Consider the following 16,973-nt stretch of genomic DNA (forward strand, 5'->3'; position numbering starts at 1 on the left):
ACCGCCGGTGCGGGAACTCCCCTTAGTTTCCCTTGACGTTCACGATCTGGCGGAGCACATGCTTTACCGTGACCAGGTCCTTGGCGTCCGCCATTACGGCGTCAATGTCCTTGTACGCGGCGGGAATCTCATCGATGAAGGCCGGAGTGTCCCGGAACTCAATCCCCTTCATGGCCTTCCGCAGCTGCTCCTGGCTGAATGTCTTCCGCGCCTTGTTCCGTGAATACTCACGGCCCGCGCCGTGGGGCGCGGAGTTCAGCGACGGCGCATAGCCCTTGCCTTCCACCACGTACGACGCCGTGCCCATGGATCCGGGAATCAGCCCGGGGCGTCCCGGTGAAGCGTCGATGGCACCCTTGCGGGAAAGCCAGACGTCCCGGCCGTAGTGGTGCTCCACCTCGGTGTAGTTGTGGTGGCAGTTAATCCGCTCCCGCTCCTGCACCGGCTCACCGGTCCACGCGCTGAAACACCCGATGACGCGGTCCATCATTTCCTCGCGGTTGAGCAGGGCGAACTTCTGCGCCCACATCAGTTCCGCAATGTACCGGTCGAATTCCGCGGTCCCCTCCTGAAGATAGGCCAGGTCCCGGTCCGGCAGGTCGATGGAGCGCTTCCCACAGTAGTTCTGTGCCGCCCAGATATGCTGCTGCGCGATCTTGTTCCCGACACCGCGCGAGCCCGAATGGAGGAACAGCCAGACGGCGTCCTCTTCGTCCAGGGAGACTTCGATGAAGTGGTTCCCCGAGCCCAGGGTGCCCAGCTGCAGCCGCCAGCCTTTGAGATAGGACGCGGGGTCAAAGCCGGCGGCAGCGGCGTCGTCTGCCAGTTCCTCAACCCGAAGGCGCGCCGAATCCGTGAGGCTGCGGTTGTTGTTGCCGGCCGAAAGCGGAATGGCGTGCTCAATGGACTCACGGAGGACCCGGCGGTTCAACCCGTCAATATCCGCGGCGGCATGCTGGGTGCGGACGGCAATCATCCCGCAGCCGATATCGACGCCGACCGCCGCCGGGATGATCGCCCCCAGGGTGGGGATCACGGAGCCCACCGCCGCGCCTTTCCCCAAATGGGCGTCCGGCATGGAGGCCAGATGCGGATAGATAAACGGCATCCGGGACGTCCTGGTGTTCTGCTCCAGGGTTCCGTCGTCGATCACGCTGGCGAAGTTGATGTACTTTTCGTTGACCTTCTGCTCCACGGGCGCCCTCCCATACATTGCCCACCTTCGACGCCGGCGGGCAGAACGGAAGAGGAGGCACATCCGGTGGATGTGCCTCCTCTTTACATGTCCTACGTTTCGCGCTGCGGTCAGCGGCTGTCTGCCGTGGCTTCCGTAGCTTCCGTGGCTTCCGGCAGGATCACCAGCCCGCTTTCGGGCGGGACCGGGAGCCCGGGCACGTCGACGCCGGTCTGCCACCGCGGGTTGCCCAGTTCGGTGATGACGTTCCGCAGCTGGCCGCGGAGCGCATCGGACAGCAGTTCGCCACCCTCCAGCAGGGTGCGCTCAATGTTCTGGGCTTCGCGCAGGGCCTCTACACCCTGGGCGGTGATGGTCACCATATGGCTGCGCTTGTCGAGGTCATTGCGCACACGGCTGACATGGCCATGGGTCTCGAGGCGGGCCAGGGTCTTACCCATGGTCTGGGCCTGTACACGCACCAGCTGCGCCAGGCGGGCCTGGGTCATCGGTCCCTGAGAATCCAGAACGCCCAGGGCGATAACACCCGCATGGGTCAGTCCAATGCTGACGAGCCGCTCGTTCCAGGCATGCTCTACCAGGCGGGCTGCTGTTGACAGCAGACGACCGGTGGGCCAACGCTCCATATCCGGCATAAAATAAAACTCTTCCTCTCGGCGACGGATCCGTCCGCACCAATCAGCTGGGGAAAGGTGCTGTGCAGAAATTGCAGGGCAACAGTCAGTTTGCTGATTATGGACCGATCCACAGTCTAGGATAGCCACCGCGCGTTGGAATGTCGCCTTACGACACCCCACCGGCGAAATCGATACCAAGGAGACACCTCATGCCACGCCTCAGCCCGGACGAAACCGCCCCGGAATTCGCTCTCCCTGCCGCCGACGGCACCACCGTTTCCCTGGCGGACCTGCGCGGCAGCAGCACCATTGTGTATTTCTATCCGGCCGCGGCCACTCCCGGCTGCACCAAGGAGGCCTGCGACTTCCGTGACAACCTGAACAGCCTCAAAGGCGCCGGTTACACCGTCCTGGGCATCTCCCCCGACCCGGTCGGGAAGCTGGAAAAGTTTGCAGCATCCGAGGACCTGAACTTTCCGCTGCTCTCCGACGCCGACCACGCTGTGGCCGAAGCCTATGGCGCTTGGGGCGAGAAGAAGAACTACGGCCGCACCTATGAGGGGCTGATCCGGTCCACCGTGGTGGTGGATCCCGAAGGCAAGGTCGCTCTGGCCCAGTACAACGTCAAAGCCACCGGCCACGTTGCCAAGCTCCGGCGCGATCTGGGGCTCGACTAACCTCGGGTAGACTAAAACCGGTTTCCCGGCGGCGCGTAACGCCTGCAGGGAAAATCGGCGCGAGTGGCGGAATTGGTAGACGCGCTGGATTTAGGTTCCAGTGTCTTCGGACGTGTGGGTTCAAGTCCCTCCTCGCGCACTAAACATCAAAGCCCCGGTCTTCGGACCGGGGCTTTTTGTATGTCCGGGTAAACTCCTCCGGCCCGACGTGACCGAATCGTGACCACGCCGACGGTGATGAATGTCACGTAACAGAAACACTTCCCCATTAGGCTCTGTCCATACGTTTGTGTCCGAGGACACAAACGGGCCGGCTTTCCGGCCGCAGGCACCACTCGCTTAGCGTTCATCCGCCCATGAGGAGTACCCAAAACATGTTCCCAGCAGACAGCGTCCGGAAAGGCCGGTCCGCGAAGAAGCGCGCGTCCACCCTTACCGCCGGCCTTGCCCTGAGCGCCCTCGTGCTCTCGGGCTGCGCCCAAAGCAACCGCGAAGAAGGCGACGCCGGTGCTTCCGGTGATGTAGACGGCACCTTCGTCTTCGCAGCCTCGTCCGATCCCAAGTCCCTCGATCCGGCCTTCGCCTCCGACGGCGAATCCTTCCGCGTCAGCCGCCAGATATTCGAAGGCCTTGTCGGCGTCGAACCCGGCACCGCGGACCCGGCACCGCTGCTGGCCAAGTCCTGGGAAGCCTCCGACGACGGCATGACCTACACCTTCGATCTCGAGGAAGGCGTCAAGTTCCACGACGGCACCGACTTCAACGCCGAAGCGGTCTGCGCGAACTTTGACCGCTGGTACAACTTCACCGGCATCCAGCAGGCCGAAAGCCAGGCTTACTACTACGGCATGCTGTTCAAGGGCTTCTCCGACTCCCCTGACACCGCGACCTACAAGTCCTGCGAAGCCTCCTCGGACTCCGAAGCCGTGGTGAGCCTGAACAAGCCCTTCGCCGGTTTCGTTGCCGCCCTCTCCCTGCCCGCGTTCAGCATGCAGAGCCCGGCGGCCCTGGAGGAGTTCGGTGCCAACAACTCGTCCGGAACGGCCGAGGCTCCTGAGTTGACCGAATACGCCAAGGCCCACCCCACCGGCACCGGCCCCTACAAGTTCGACGGGTGGGACGTGGGCAACCAGCTCACCCTGTCCCTGAACGAGGATTACTGGGGCGGCGGCGAACCCCAGGTCACCGACATCATCTTCCGCGTGATCGACGATCCGCAGGCCCGCCGCCAGTCGCTGGAGTCCGGCGACATTGACGGCTACGACCTCGTGGCCCCCGCCGACACTGAGTCACTGGCCGCCGCCGGTTTCAACGTGGTCCCGCGCGATCCCTTCACCATCCTGTACCTGGGCATGAACCAGCAGGTGCCCGAACTGGCCGATCCCAAGGTCCGCCAGGCAATCTCGCACGCCATCGACAAGGAAGCACTGGTCAGCCAGACGCTTCCCGAGGGCACCAAGGTCGCCACCCAGTTCATCCCCGACGTGGTCAACGGCTACAACGAAGACGTCACCACGTACGAGTACGACCCCGAGAAGGCCAAGTCCCTGCTCGCCGAAGCCGGCTACCCGGACGGTTTCAGCGTGGACTTCAACTACCCGACCGGCGTCTCCCGGCCGTACATGCCCACCCCTGAGCAGGTCTTCACCAACCTGAGCGCCCAGCTGGCCGAAGTTGGCATCACCGTCAACCCGCAGCCCGACAAGTGGTCCCCGGACTACCTGGACCGCGTGCAGGCCGGCTCCGACCACGGTCTGCACCTTTTGGGCTGGACCGGCGACTACAACGACACGGACAACTTCGTGGGTGTGTTCTTCGGTCAGGAGAAGCCGGAGTTCGGCTTCAACAACCCGGACATCTTCGCTGCCCTGGAAGAGGCACGCCAGGTGTCCACCCTCGAGGAGCAGACACCGCTCTACGAGCAGATCAATGAAGACATTGCCGAGTTCGCACCGGCCGTCCCGCTGGCCCACCCGGCGCCGTCGCTCGCGTTCTCCGAGCGGGTCGAGTCCTACCCGGCCAGCCCGGTGAACGACGAGGTCTTCAGCGACATCAAGCTCAAAAAGTAACACCTTAGAGGAGGCCGGGGACCCGCGGGTCCCCGGCCTCCTCCGCGCCTCGTCTTTTCCTCCCAGATCCTCCAGCCCCACAGCTGGGAAAGGACACTCGTGCTACGAGTCATCGGCAAACGCCTTCTTATGCTGATCCCCACCCTGATCGGCCTTTCGATCCTGCTGTTCCTCTGGGTGCGCAACCTGCCCGGAGGTCCGGCCACTGCCCTGCTGGGCGACAAGGCCTCCCCCGAAGCCATTGCCAACATCAATAAGGCCTACGGGTTCGACCGCCCGCTGATCGAGCAGTACTTCACCTATGTCGGCAAGCTCCTGCAGGGCGACTTCGGAACGTCCATCGTCACCGGACGCCCCGTGCTGGAGGAATTCGCCACCCGCTTCCCCGCCACGGTGGAACTGGCTGTCGTCGCCCTCATCTTCGCCATCGGCATCGGCATTCCGCTGGGCTACCTGGCGGCCAGCCACTACGGGCGTTTCTGGGACCACTCCTCCGTGGTCCTGTCCCTGATCGGCATTACTGTCCCCGTGTTTTTCCTCGCCTTCATCCTCAAGTGGGTGCTGGCCATCCAGTTGGGCTGGTTCCCCACCGACGGACGCCAGGATCCACGTATCGACGCCACGCACGTGACCGATTTCTATGTACTGGACGGTCTGCTCACCCGGGAATGGGACGCGTCCTGGGACGCCATCCTGCACCTGGTGCTTCCGGCCATCGCACTGGGCACCATTCCCCTGGCGATCATCGTGCGCATCACGCGGGCGTCGGTCCTGGAAGTCCAGGGTGCGGACTACGTGCGCACCGCCCGCGCCAAGGGCCTGATGGAGAAAACCATCCGCGGCCGCTTTGTGCTGCGCAACGCCATGCTGCCGGTGACCACCACCATCGGCCTGCAGACCGGGCTGCTGATCTCCGGCGCCGTTTTGACGGAAACGGTGTTTGCCTTCAGCGGTATCGGCAGGTTCCTGAGGGATGCGATCTTCGCCCTCGACTATCCCGTCCTGCAGGGATTCATCGTGTTCATCGCCGTGGCGTATTCACTGATCAACCTGCTGGTTGATGTGTCCTACGGCTTCATCGATCCAAGGGTGCGTGTCCAGTGAGTACTACTCTGCCTCCCGCTGCCGGCGGGTCCGTCCTTCCGGAAGGCGCTCCGACGGCCAAGCCCGCCACCGGCAGCGGCATGTGGAAAGACGCGTTCCGCCGCCTGCGCCGCAACCCGGCCGCCGTCACCGGCGCCGTCATCGTTGGCCTGTTCATCCTGGTCGCCATCCTGGCTCCGCTGCTGGCACCCTACGGCGGCAATGACCTGCCGGGCCGCACGGATATCACCCCCACCCGCATTCCGGGGCCGGGAGACCTGGACGGCTATCCCCTGGGCCTGGACCGTTTCGGCGGCGATGTCCTCTCCAAGCTCATCTGGGGCGCCCGCGCGTCGCTGATCATCGGCGTGGTCTCCACGGCGCTTGGCCTTGCGGGCGGGGTGCTGCTCGGTGTGATCGCAGGCGGCCTCGGCGGCTGGGTGGACAGCGTGATCATGCGCTTCGTCGACATCCTGCTCTCCGTGCCGAACCTGCTGCTGGCAGTGAGTATCGCAGCCCTCCTGGGACAGAGTTCGCTGGCAATCATGATTGCCATCGGCGTCTCGCAGGTGCCCATCTTTGCCCGGCTGCTGCGCTCGTCGATGATCTCCCAGCGCAGCGCCGACTACATTTTGTCGGCGCAGACGCTGGGGCTGAGCCGGCGCACCATCACCATGAGCCACCTGCTGCCGAACAGCATGGGACCGGTGATCGTGCAGGCGACCCTGACCCTGGCAACAGCGGTCATCGACGCCGCGGCGCTGTCCTTCCTGGGCCTCGGCGGCGGCCTGCCGCAGACCGCCGAATGGGGCCGGATGCTTACCTACGCGCAGGCCGAACTGGCCGTGGCTCCGCAGCTGGCCTTCCTCCCGGGTATCTGCATTGCAGTCACCGCACTTGGTTTCACACTGCTGGGCGAGTCCCTCCGCGAGGCGCTGGACCCCAAGACCCGGAGAAAATAGCCACTTGGAACGTAGCCCCGGAACCGGGTGCGCGGCCTCAAGGCAGCATTAGAACAGCATCCAACGAACGGAAGGGCCCTCCCACCGGGAGGGCCCTTCCGTTTGTCCGCTGTCCGCTGTCCTCAGGTGCCCTGACCGGCCCCGGCTCCTGCCACCGCGTCAAGCGAGGCGAGATACCCGGCATTGCCGTGCAGCGCCGGCAGGTACCGTTCCAGCTCCTCCGCGGAGACATTCTCCGCAAGCAGGACCAGGAGCCCTGCGAGCGCGGCGTTCACCTTGCCCGCCGCATGCAGCGTCAGGGCCTCGAAGGCCCCGAGGGACACCGAGCCGGGAAAGGCCTGCCGGGCACGGGCAAAGACCGCCAGCGATTCCTCCGTGCGGCCAAGGATCCTTAAGGTGCTGCCGTACTGCAGGTAGCAGCGGCGCAGCACATCGCCTTCCAGGCCCCGGGCCAGGGCCCGCTCATAGAATCCCGCCGCCGTCGACTCTTCACCGGCGGTGTCATAGGCACCGCCGACCTCATACAGGACCCGGGCGTTGTCCGGATACCGGCGGTGGACGCCGAGCAGCGCCGCAATGGTTGGCGCCATGTCCTCACGGTTCCGGGCGGAAAGCAGTGCCTCCAGCTCGGCCTCCAGTTCCCTCCCGGCGGTATCCGGTGGTTGCTCCACTGCTAGGAAGCCAGCTCGTCGTCGACGGTCAGTCCGCCGTCAATGTTCAGCTCATTGCCGGGTATCGAGGCCAGGAGCTTCCGGGTGTAGGGATGGCGGGGATTGGAGAAGACTTCCTCGGAGCTCGCCGCTTCCACCAGTTCGCCGTCCTTCATCACGCACACGTAGTCGGAGATGAGGCGGACAACCGCCAGGTCGTGGGAGATGAAGAGGTAGCTGAGGCCGAACTCGCGCTGCAGGTCCCCCAGCAGCTGCAGGATCTGGGCCTGCACCAGGACGTCCAGTGCCGAGACCGGTTCGTCACAGACAATCAGCTCCGGCTGCAGCGCCAGGGCGCGCGCAATCGCCACGCGCTGCCGCTGCCCGCCGGAAAGCTCGGCCGGATAGCGGTGCAGCATCTCCTTGGGCAGCGCCACCTGGTCCATCAGTTCCAGCACGCGCCGGTGGCGCTCGGCCTTATCCCCGCGGCGGTAGGTCTTGAGCGGCTCTTCCAGAATGCGTTCGATGGTGTACATCGGGTCCAGCGAGGAATAGGGGTCCTGGAAAATCGGCTGCACCCGCTGGCGGAAGTTCCGCAGCTGGGCCTTGTCCAGGGTGCCGACATCCATGCCGTCGAAGGTCATGGTTCCGCTGGTGGGTTCAATCAGTTTCAACAGCATCCGCGCGGTCGTGGTCTTGCCCGACCCCGACTCCCCCACAATGGCCACGGTGCGTCCGCGCGGGATGTCCAGCGTGACGTTCTTCGCGGCGTAGAAATCGTCGGCACGGCCGCGGATCTTGAAGACCTTGGTCAGGTCACGGAATTCCACGATGTTGTCCGGCGCGGTTTCGGTCCCGGCGGGGGCGGCATCCGGGTCGCCCGCTGCGGACGGCGCCGCTGCTGTCCCGCTCTTCGGTGCGGCATGCCCGGCAAAGGCGCCGGGGCTGAGCCGCACCGCAGCGACGCTGGGCGCTGCGCGGACCAGGGCCTGGGTGTACGGGTGCTGCGGATCCTCCAGGAGCTGCCGGGCGGGACCCGTTTCGACGACCTCGCCGCGGTGCATCACCACGAGTTCGGAGGCACGTTCGGCCGCCAGCCCCAGGTCATGGGTGATCAGCAGGACGGATGAGCCCAGTTCCTCGGTCATCCGGTCGATCTGGTCCAGGATGGTCCGCTGGACCGTGACGTCCAGGGCGCTGGTGGGTTCGTCCGCGATCAGCAGGCGGGGACGGCAGGCCAGGCCGATGGCAATCAGGGCCCGCTGGCGCATGCCGCCGGAGAATTCATGGGGGTACTGCTTGGCCCGCTCCGCGGCGTTGGGCAGACCGGCGGCGGTCAGGACCTCCACGACCTTCCGGTCCACGTCCTTCGACGTCGCCATGCCGTGCACCAGCAGGGTTTCGGCAACCTGGGTCCCGATCTTCGTCACCGGATTGAGGTTGGACATCGGGTCCTGCGGCACCAGTCCAATGGACCGTCCACGGATGGCCCGCATCTTCGACTCGGGAAGGCCTACCAGCTCCTGCCCATCAAAGCGGATGCTGCCCGACGCCACGGTGCCGTTGCCCGGCAGCAGGCCGATGACGGCCATGGCGGTAGTGGATTTACCGGAGCCGGACTCCCCGACGATGGCCAGGGTCTTCCCTGCCGGGAGGGAAAAACCGGCGTTGCGCACGGCAGCAACTTCTCCGTCCATGGTCCGGAAGTTAACGGCGAGGTTGCTCACCTCGAGCAGGGGCGAAGCAGTGGTCAAATCAGTCATTTCCCCATCCTGCCCCACTCACGCCCCTTGTGACGCGTGTCTCACAGCTGTTTACCGGTTTTTAATCATTTAGAATGGAAAATCATCGATTTATGAGGGATGGAGCGTCCCGGAGGAGTATTCACCGTGGCGAATCCCGGCACTGCAAAACCCGGAAGCGGCAGTTCTGCCCTGTCCCGCCGCACACTTATCGGCGCCGCAGCGGCGGCTTTTATGCTTGCCGGCTGCAAGGCAGCGGCAGATGAAACCCCGACCCCGGCGCCGAGCCCGACCGCAACCGGACCGGCCGGCCCGAACGGGCGGTTCACCATGGCCACCGCCGCCAATCCGGTAACCCTGGACCCCGCGCTGGCCGTCGATACTGAGTCCTTCCGGGTGACCCGGCAGGTCTTTGAAGGCCTCGTCGGCGTCGATCCCCTGACCTCCGCCCCGACACCGCTGCTGGCGAAGAGCTGGACGAAGTCGGAGGACCGCAGGACGTACACGTTTGAACTGCGCCGTGATGTCACGTTCCACGACGGTGAACCCTTCAACGCGGAGGCCGTCCGCCGGAACTTCGAACGCTGGTTCAACCTGCCCGAATCCGCGCGCAGCGATTCCCTCATGTACCGGTCGGTCTTCCGGGGGTTCTCGGATACCCCCCAGACCGCGGTCTACAAGGAATGCACGGCGGTCGATGAATACACGGTACGGGTGCAGCTGACGGAGCCGCTGGACAGCTTCATCCCCGCACTCGCCGCCCCGGCCTTCGGCATGTCCTCGCCGAAGGCCCTGGCTGACGGCAGCGCCGATGCGCTCACCCAGGAACGCAACGGGCGGAAGGTTTCCGCCTACGGCGTGCAGCCTGTCGGCACCGGCCCGTTCCGCTTCGTCGGCTGGGACGGCGACACCGTCGAGCTGGCCGCCTACCCGGAGTACTGGGGCGAACCAGGCCAGATCGGCACCGTGGTCTTCAAGACGATTTCCAGCCCTGAGGGCCGGCTGCGGGCGCTGAAGAAGGAACAGGTGGACGGCTACGACCTGGTGACCGTCAACGACGTCGGCGACCTGGCGCGCAACGGCCAGCAGATCCAGCAGCGTGATCCCTACTCCATCCTCTACCTGGGCATCAACTCGAATTTCCCCGGCCTGGACAACGTCCTGATGCGCCGGGCCGTAGCCCACGCCATCGACAAGCCCGCGGTTCTGGACGGCCTGTTCCTCAACGGCACCAAGCCGGCCAACCAGTTCCTCCCGGAAAAGCTGGGGCTGACCTCCGACTCCGCCACAGGTTACGGGTATGACACCGACAAGGCCCGGGAACTGCTCCTGGAAGCCGGCTACGACGGCCGGGAGCTCCCCTTCTACTACCCCCGCCACGTCACCCGCACGTATCTGCCCACACCGGAGAAGGTCTACGCCAGGCTGAGCAGCCAGCTCACCGCAGCGGGGTTCAACATCCGTCCGGTCCCGGTGGACTGGTCGGAAGGGTACCTCGATAGGGTGCAGGGCAAGGAGGACCGGGCGTTCCACCTGCTGGGACTTGCGGGCACCTACGAAGCCGGGGACAACTTCGTCGGAACACTTTTTGGACGCTATACCGAGGAATTCGCTTTCAACGACCCCGAGGTATTCCTCGGTGTCGACAAGGCACGGGCCTTCCCGGAAGGCCAGGAACAAACCGATGCCTACCACGCGATCACCGACCGCATTTCCGAACGCGTGCCGGCGGTCCCGCTCGCCTTCCCGATTTCCGCTCTCGCCCTCTCCCCCCGTGTTTCCTCCTATCCCACCAGCCCGGTCCTGCACGAAATCTTCAACCGGATTACGCTCACGGAACGCTGAGTCCGCGCGGCACCCCTCCACCGCAATAGGCGCACCCTCTCCCGCTGACGGATTACCTGCGGCAATAATTTTAGGAAGGCACCTGATCGGGATACGCTTCTATGGCTAGCGCCCACGCGACTGGAGAAGATGTTGACTGCTAATAGCCCGGCGGATAATTCCGCAACGAAAACTGATGTACTGCTGATCGGCGGCGGCATCATGAGCGCAACCCTTGGGGCGTTCCTGAAGCAGCTTCAGCCGGATTGGGACATTTCCCTCTACGAGCGCCTCGACCGCGCAGGCCTGGAGAGTTCCGACCCCTGGAACAACGCCGGAACCGGCCACGCCGCCCTCTGCGAACTGAACTACAGCCCGGCCGCGGCCGACGGATCGGTTGACCCGGCCAAGGCAGTGGGTATCAACGAGCAGTTCCAGGTTTCCCGTCAGTTCTGGGCGCACCTCGTCTCCGCAGGCCACATCTCCAACACCTTCATCAATCCGCTGCCGCACATGAGCTTTGTCTGGGGTGACGCACACTCCGAGTACCTGCGCCGCCGCTACGAGTCCCTGAGCGCACAGCCCCTGTTCAAGACCATGGAGTTCTCCGAGGACCCGGCCAAGCTGGCGGAATGGGCTCCCCTGATCATGGAAGGGCGCGACCCGTCACAGCGCGTCGCCGCCTCACGCGTCGCCGGCGGCACCGACGTCGACTTCGGTGCGCTTACCCGTGAACTGACGAACTACCTCGGCGCCAACGGCGTGAACATGCACTTCGGCCACGAGGTCGGCAACGTGTCGCGTTCCTCCACCGGCGGCTGGGACGTCAAGGTCAAGGACCGCGCCAGCGGCACCACCAGCACCGTCTCCGCCCGCTTCGTCTTCATAGGCGGCGGCGGCGGAGCCCTGCACCTGCTCCAGGCCTCCGGCATTCCCGAGGGCAAGGGCTTCGGCGGCTTCCCCGTATCCGGCCAGTTCCTGCGCTCCACGGACGAATCCATCATCTCCCGCCACAACGCCAAGGTGTACGGACAGGCCTCGGTTGGTGCACCGCCCATGTCCGTGCCGCACCTGGACACCCGCTTCGTCAACGGCCAGCGGTCACTGCTGTTCGGGCCGTACGGCGGCTTCTCCCCGAAGTTCCTGAAAACCGGTTCCTACCTGGACCTTCCGCTTTCGGTCCGCCCGTCCAACCTCGTCCCCATGCTGGGCGTGGCCAAGGACAACATGAGCCTGGTCAAGTACCTCGTCACCGAGGTGATGAAGACTCGCGAGGGCAAGACGCAGGCGCTGCAGGAATTCATGCCGTCCGCACAGACCGAAGGCTGGGACCTCATCACTGCGGGCCAGCGCGTGCAGGTGATCAAGAAGGATCCGAAGAAGGGCGGCGTGCTGCAGTTCGGCACCGAACTCATTACCGCAGCCGACGGGTCCATCGGCGCCCTGCTCGGTGCTTCCCCCGGTGCGTCCACGGCGCCGCCCATCATGATCAACCTCCTCAAGCGTGCCTTCCCCCGCCAGTTCGATGGCTGGGAGCCGAAGATCAAGGAAATGATCCCGGGCTACGGGGTCAAGCTCAACGAAAACGAGCACCTCGCCGAAGAGATCGAAACCGACACCAATAAGGTCCTGGGGCTCTCCTAGCCCCGGCCGCGCCCGCGGCGCAGCCCTTCCCTCCCGGGTGGGGTTGCGCCGCGAAGCGTTTCCCGGCCCCGGAACATCGGCGCCGCCCAACTCCAGTTCGCCCTTCGTAAGGCAGGATCATGGACCGATTGGCCAGGCTGTCCCTTTCCAACCGGGCGCTCATTGCCCTGATCACGGTGTTCGTGGCCGTTTTCGGGGTCATCTCGATGGGCTCGCTGAAGCAGGAACTGATCCCGTCGCTGGAGTTTCCCCAGATCAGCGTGATCACGGCCCTGCCGGGGGCTTCCCCGGAGGTGGTGGATGCCCAGGTCAGCGAACCGCTCGAAGGCGCCCTGACCGCTGTGGAAGAGCTCGAGGAATCCACCGCCACGTCCCGTTCCGGCATTTCCACCATCAGCCTCACCTTCGCCTACGGCACGGACCTGGACCGGGCGCGCGGGCAGGTGGACCGGGCCATTTCCAACGCCCGCCAGCTGCTTCCCGAGGACGCCAATCCCCAGTCCCTGGCCGGAAGCATCAGCGATTTCCCGATCGTCTACCTTGCGGTGTCCTCGGATGAACCATTGGCGGAGCTCAACGCGGACCTGCAGCGCCTGACCGTTCCCCGCCTGCAGAAGATCGAAGGGGTCCGCACGGCCGAAGTCACCGGCGGTGCAACCCGGCACGTCGCCATCCTGCCCGACAACGCGGCCCTTGCCGCTTCCGGGGTCACCCCCGCGGCCATCGTCGACGCCCTTGAGAACAGCGGAGACCTGCTGCCGGCCGGCACGGTCCAGGAAGACGGCCGCACCCTCTCGATCCAGGTGGGCGCACCCCTGGACAGTCTCGAAAAGATATCGGGCCTGCCGGTCGAATCCAGCTCCCCGGCGGCGGACAGCGCCCCGGTGACCATCGGCGACGTGGCATCGGTGGACATCACCGAGGACGAGTCCAGTTCCATCACCCGCACCAACGGTGAAGCCACCCTGGCAGTGTCCATCACCAAGACCCCGGCCGGGGACACCGTGGGCATCTCGCACCAGGTCATGGACCTGCTGCCGTCGCTTCAGGACGAACTGGGCGGAGGCGCGGTCTTCACCGTCATTTTCGACCAGGCACCCTTCATTGAAAAGTCCATTTCGGACCTCACCACCGAAGGGCTGCTCGGCCTCGGCTTCGCTGTCCTGGTAATCCTGGTCTTCCTGCTCTCCCTCCGCTCCACGCTCGTCACCGCGGTTTCCATCCCGCTTTCGCTGCTGGTGACCTTCATCGGGCTGCTGGCGTTCGGGTACTCCCTGAACATCCTGACCCTCGGGGCCCTGACCATCGCCATCGGCCGGGTGGTGGATGACTCGATTGTGGTGATCGAGAACATCAAACGGCACCTGGGGTACGGCGAGGACAAAACCGCCGCCATCCTCACGGCCGTCCGTGAGGTCGCCGGTGCGGTCACGGCCTCCACCCTCACCACAGTGGCCGTTTTCGCTCCCATCGCCTTTGTCGGAGGGCTGGCCGGAGAGCTGTTCCGGCCGTTCGCGGTGACCACTTCCCTGGCGCTCCTCGCCTCGCTCCTGGTCTCCCTGACCATCGTGCCGGTACTCGCCTACTGGTTCCTGAAGTCGTCCCCGCCGGTTGCCGATCCGGCCGCCTACCGGGCCCAGGCTGAGGAACGCGAATCGCGGACCATCCTGCAGCGCGGCTACCTGCCGATCCTGCGCACCACCCAGCGCCACCCCGTGTTCACAGTTGCCGCCGGCGTGGTCATCCTGGCGGCTACGGCTGCCATGACTCCGCTGCTGCCGACCAACCTCCTGGGCGACACCGGCCAAAACACCTTCAGCGTGCGGCAGGAGCTGCCCGCCGGAAGCTCGCTGGACCGCACATCGGAGGCGGCCGGAGAGGTCGAGGAGATCCTGGGCGGCATCGAGGGCGTTAAGGATGTCCAGGTCACCATGGGCACCTCCACCTCCGGCCTGGCGGCCTTCACTGCAGGCGGTTCCTCGGTGGCCAACTTCACCGTGATCACCGAGGAAGGAGTGGACCAGGAGGCCCTGCGGGAAGACGTGCGGTCCGCACTCGAAGAGGCCGACGACGCCGGCGAGGTCACCCTGGGCAGCACCGGCGGCGGTTTCGGAACCTCCAACACCGTCGAAATCTCGCTGTCCGCCGGTGACCCCGCGGAACTGCAGCCGGCCAGTGACGCCGTCGTCGACGCCATGTCCGATCTGCCCGGGGTCGCCCAGGCCAGCTCCAACCTCTCCGCCTCCCAGCCCCAGGTCCAGGTCACCATCGACCGTGCCAAGGCGGTGGCTGCGGGCCTGAACGAGCAGCAGATTGCCGGCCTGGTGGCCTCCACCATCAGCCCCCTGCCCGCCGGAACGGTCCGGCTGGGCACCGACGACCTGCCGGTGCTCATCGGTGAAGGAACCCCGGTCACCTCGCTGGAACAGCTCAACGGCATTTCCGTGCCGGCCGGGAGCGGGACCGTGCCGCTGAGTGCGCTGGCAACCATCGAGGAGGTGGAGGTGCCGACGTCGGTCTCCTCCTCCGGCGGCGAACGCACCGCCGTCGTCTCCGTCTCCCCCGACGGAGACAATCTGGGCGGCACCATCACCGAGGTCCAGGCCAGGCTGGACGACGTTGACCTGCCGGCCAGCGTCACCGCCGAGCTCAGCGGCGCCGCGACACAGCAGAACGAGTCCTTCACGCAGCTGGGACTGGCCCTGTTGATAGCCATCGCGATTGTCTACGTGATCATGGTGGCCACCTTCAAGTCCCTGCTGCAGCCCCTGATCCTGCTGGTCTCCATCCCGTTCGCGGCTACCGGAGCCATCCTGCTGCTGCTGATCACGGGTGTGCCCCTGGGACTGGCGTCATTGGTAGGCATGTTGATGCTGGTGGGCATTGTGGTGACGAACGCAATTGTCCTGATGGACCTGATCAACCAGTACCGTCAGCCGCGGGGGGACGAGCCGGCCATGAACGTGGAGGACGCCGTCTTCCGCGGTTCCCGGCAGCGGCTGCGTCCCATCCTCATGACCGCCCTGGCCACCGTTTTCGCCCTGACCCCGATGGCCCTGGGCGTGACCGGTGAGGGCAGCTTTATCTCGCGCCCGCTGGCCATAGTGGTGATCGGCGGCCTGATCTCCTCCACCGCCCTGACCCTGATCCTGGTGCCGGTGCTCTACCGCCTGCTGGAGGGTTCCCGCGAGAAGCGCCGGCAGCGGAAGCAGGACACCGGGGCAACCGCGGCAGCCGGGGCAGCCGGGGTAAAGACCGGCGTCTAGCCGGACGCCCCCCCGTCCGGGAAGGCTGTGCCGGGAATGAACCTCCGCCGCCGGCGGTTAGGGAAGGTATATGCATTTGCATATACTTGAAGAAACTTCCAACCACCCCTCCGGAGGCCAGCATGCAGATCGGTGTCTTCAGCGTCAGCGACATCACCCGGGATCCCGTCACCGGGCTCGTCCCCACCGAGGCTGAGCGGATCAAGGCCGCGGTGGCCATTGCCCGCAAGGTCGAAGAGATCGGCATGGACGTCTATGCCACCGGCGAGCACCACAACCCGCCCTTCTATGCCAGCTCCCCCACCACGCTGCTGGGCTACATTGCCGCCCAGACCGAGCGCATCATCCTCTCCACCACCACCACGCTGATCACGACCAATGATCCGGTCAAGATCGCCGAGGACTTCGCCATGCTCCAGCACCTGGCGGACGGCCGCGTGGACCTGGTCCTGGGCCGAGGCAACACTGCACCGGTGTATCCCTGGTTCGGCAAGGATCCGCAGGACTCGGTGGAACTGACCGTGGAGAACTACAACCTGCTCCGCCAGCTCTGGGACAAGGACACCGTGAACTGGGAGGGCAAGTTCCGCACTCCCCTGCACAACTTCACGGCTACGCCGCGGCCGCTCGACGGCGTCGCCCCGTTCGTCTGGCATGGCTCCATCCGTACTCCGCAGGTGGCTGAGATCGCCGCCTACTTTGGCGACGGGTTCTTCGCCAACAACATCTTCTGGCCGAAGGAGCACTACATGCAGCTCATCGGCCTGTACCGCGAGCGTTACGAGCACTACGGACACGGCCGCGCGGACCAGGCCATAGTGGGCCTGGGCGGCCAGTTCTTTATGCGGAAAAACTCCCAGGACGCCGTCAACGAGTTCCGCCCGTACTTCGACAATGCGCCCGTCTACGGACACGGTCCGTCCATGGAGGACTTCACGGCGCAGACTCCGCTGACCGTGGGAAGCCCGCAGGAAGTGCTGGAGAAGACCCTGAGTTTCCAGGAGTATTTCGGTGACTACCAGCGCCAGCTTTTCCTCATCGACCACGCCGGGCTGCCGCTCAAGACCGTCCTGGAGCAGCTGGACCTCTTCGGTGAATACGTGCTGCCCGAGCTTCGGAAGGAATTCGATTCGCGCCGCCCGCAGGACGTTCCGGAGGGTCCCACCCATGCAGCGCGCGTCGCCGCCCGCACCCCAGCGGCAGCCGGCACGGCGTCTGCCTCCGCTGCGGTTCAGTAGGCTGGA

General features: G+C 65.3%; 12 protein-coding genes and 1 tRNA gene. 9 read left to right on the forward strand and 4 right to left on the reverse strand.

Annotation, left to right across the window (positions count from 1 at the left end):
• Positions 1–22: 22 nt before the first annotated feature.
• Positions 23–1,195, reverse strand: coding sequence for an RtcB family protein (locus QNO03_RS04250; protein WP_289602087.1), 1,173 nt, complete (start codon positions 1,193–1,195; stop codon positions 23–25).
• 110 nt (positions 1,196–1,305) lie between these two features.
• Positions 1,306–1,830 carry a MarR family winged helix-turn-helix transcriptional regulator gene (locus tag QNO03_RS04255; RefSeq protein ID WP_289602089.1) on the reverse strand — a complete coding sequence of 175 codons (525 nt, stop codon included), beginning with the start codon at positions 1,828–1,830 and terminating at the stop codon, positions 1,306–1,308.
• 191 nt (positions 1,831–2,021) lie between these two features.
• Here QNO03_RS04255 and bcp point away from each other — a divergent pair, with 191 nt between their 5' ends.
• From bcp to QNO03_RS04280, 5 genes are all read left to right on the forward strand, one after another.
• Positions 2,022–2,489, forward strand: a complete 468-nt coding sequence (bcp, locus tag QNO03_RS04260) for a thioredoxin-dependent thiol peroxidase (RefSeq protein WP_229950794.1) — start codon at positions 2,022–2,024, stop codon at positions 2,487–2,489.
• A gap of 57 nt (positions 2,490–2,546) precedes the next feature.
• Positions 2,547–2,628: transfer RNA gene (locus QNO03_RS04265), tRNA-Leu, on the forward strand.
• A gap of 235 nt (positions 2,629–2,863) precedes the next feature.
• Positions 2,864–4,558 carry an ABC transporter substrate-binding protein gene (locus tag QNO03_RS04270; RefSeq protein WP_229950793.1) on the forward strand — a complete coding sequence of 565 codons (1,695 nt, stop codon included), beginning with the start codon at positions 2,864–2,866 and terminating at the stop codon, positions 4,556–4,558.
• Between the two features lie 99 nt (positions 4,559–4,657).
• On the forward strand, positions 4,658–5,662 hold the full coding sequence (locus tag QNO03_RS04275) for an ABC transporter permease (RefSeq protein ID WP_229950792.1): 1,005 nt from the start codon (positions 4,658–4,660) through the stop codon (positions 5,660–5,662).
• Positions 5,659–6,603, forward strand: a complete 945-nt coding sequence (locus QNO03_RS04280; protein WP_442860285.1) for an ABC transporter permease — start codon at positions 5,659–5,661, stop codon at positions 6,601–6,603. Before QNO03_RS04275 ends, QNO03_RS04280 begins: the two co-directional genes overlap by 4 nt.
• 122 nt (positions 6,604–6,725) lie before the next feature.
• On the opposite strand, the gene QNO03_RS04285 is transcribed toward QNO03_RS04280, so the two are convergent.
• Together QNO03_RS04285 and QNO03_RS04290 are read right to left on the reverse strand one after the other, a co-directional pair.
• Entirely contained in the window at positions 6,726–7,274 is a 549-nt protein-coding gene (locus QNO03_RS04285; protein ID WP_354003878.1) for a tetratricopeptide repeat protein, read from the reverse strand.
• Between the two features lie 2 nt (positions 7,275–7,276).
• Positions 7,277–9,016 (reverse strand): ABC transporter ATP-binding protein, encoded by a 1,740-nt coding sequence (locus QNO03_RS04290; protein ID WP_289602091.1) that lies wholly within the window; start codon positions 9,014–9,016, stop codon positions 7,277–7,279.
• A gap of 126 nt (positions 9,017–9,142) precedes the next feature.
• On the opposite strand from QNO03_RS04290, the gene QNO03_RS04295 reads away from it, so the two are divergent.
• The 4 genes from QNO03_RS04295 to QNO03_RS04310 all read left to right on the forward strand — a co-directional run bounded on the left by QNO03_RS04295 (position 9,143) and on the right by QNO03_RS04310 (position 16,967).
• The gene (locus QNO03_RS04295; protein WP_289602092.1) at positions 9,143–10,840 is read left to right on the forward strand and encodes an ABC transporter substrate-binding protein; all 1,698 of its coding nucleotides are present in this window, start codon (positions 9,143–9,145) and stop codon (positions 10,838–10,840) included.
• Between the two features lie 129 nt (positions 10,841–10,969).
• Positions 10,970–12,463 (forward strand): malate:quinone oxidoreductase, encoded by a 1,494-nt coding sequence (locus QNO03_RS04300; protein WP_229950786.1) that lies wholly within the window; start codon positions 10,970–10,972, stop codon positions 12,461–12,463.
• A gap of 119 nt (positions 12,464–12,582) precedes the next feature.
• The gene (locus QNO03_RS04305; RefSeq protein WP_289602094.1) at positions 12,583–15,729 is read left to right on the forward strand and encodes an efflux RND transporter permease subunit; all 3,147 of its coding nucleotides are present in this window, start codon (positions 12,583–12,585) and stop codon (positions 15,727–15,729) included.
• Between the two features lie 122 nt (positions 15,730–15,851).
• Positions 15,852–16,967, forward strand: a complete 1,116-nt coding sequence (locus tag QNO03_RS04310; protein WP_289602095.1) for an LLM class flavin-dependent oxidoreductase — start codon at positions 15,852–15,854, stop codon at positions 16,965–16,967.
• Positions 16,968–16,973 lie beyond the last annotated feature (6 nt).

The sequence above is a fragment of the Arthrobacter sp. zg-Y877 genome (assembly GCF_030373105.1).
GTDB lineage: Bacteria > Actinomycetota > Actinomycetes > Actinomycetales > Micrococcaceae > Arthrobacter_B.

Coding starts and splice junctions, on each gene's coding strand:
- QNO03_RS04255 (WP_289602089.1), bottom strand. CDS start 1,830: ATGCCGGATATGGAGCGTTGGCCCACCGGTCGTCTGCTGTCAACAGCA.
- bcp (WP_229950794.1), top strand. CDS start 2,022: ATGCCACGCCTCAGCCCGGACGAAACCGCCCCGGAATTCGCTCTCCCT.
- QNO03_RS04270 (WP_229950793.1), top strand. CDS start 2,864: ATGTTCCCAGCAGACAGCGTCCGGAAAGGCCGGTCCGCGAAGAAGCGC.
- QNO03_RS04290 (WP_289602091.1), bottom strand. CDS start 9,016: ATGACTGATTTGACCACTGCTTCGCCCCTGCTCGAGGTGAGCAACCTC.
- QNO03_RS04300 (WP_229950786.1), top strand. CDS start 10,970: ATGTTGACTGCTAATAGCCCGGCGGATAATTCCGCAACGAAAACTGAT.
- QNO03_RS04305 (WP_289602094.1), top strand. CDS start 12,583: ATGGACCGATTGGCCAGGCTGTCCCTTTCCAACCGGGCGCTCATTGCC.
- QNO03_RS04310 (WP_289602095.1), top strand. CDS start 15,852: ATGCAGATCGGTGTCTTCAGCGTCAGCGACATCACCCGGGATCCCGTC.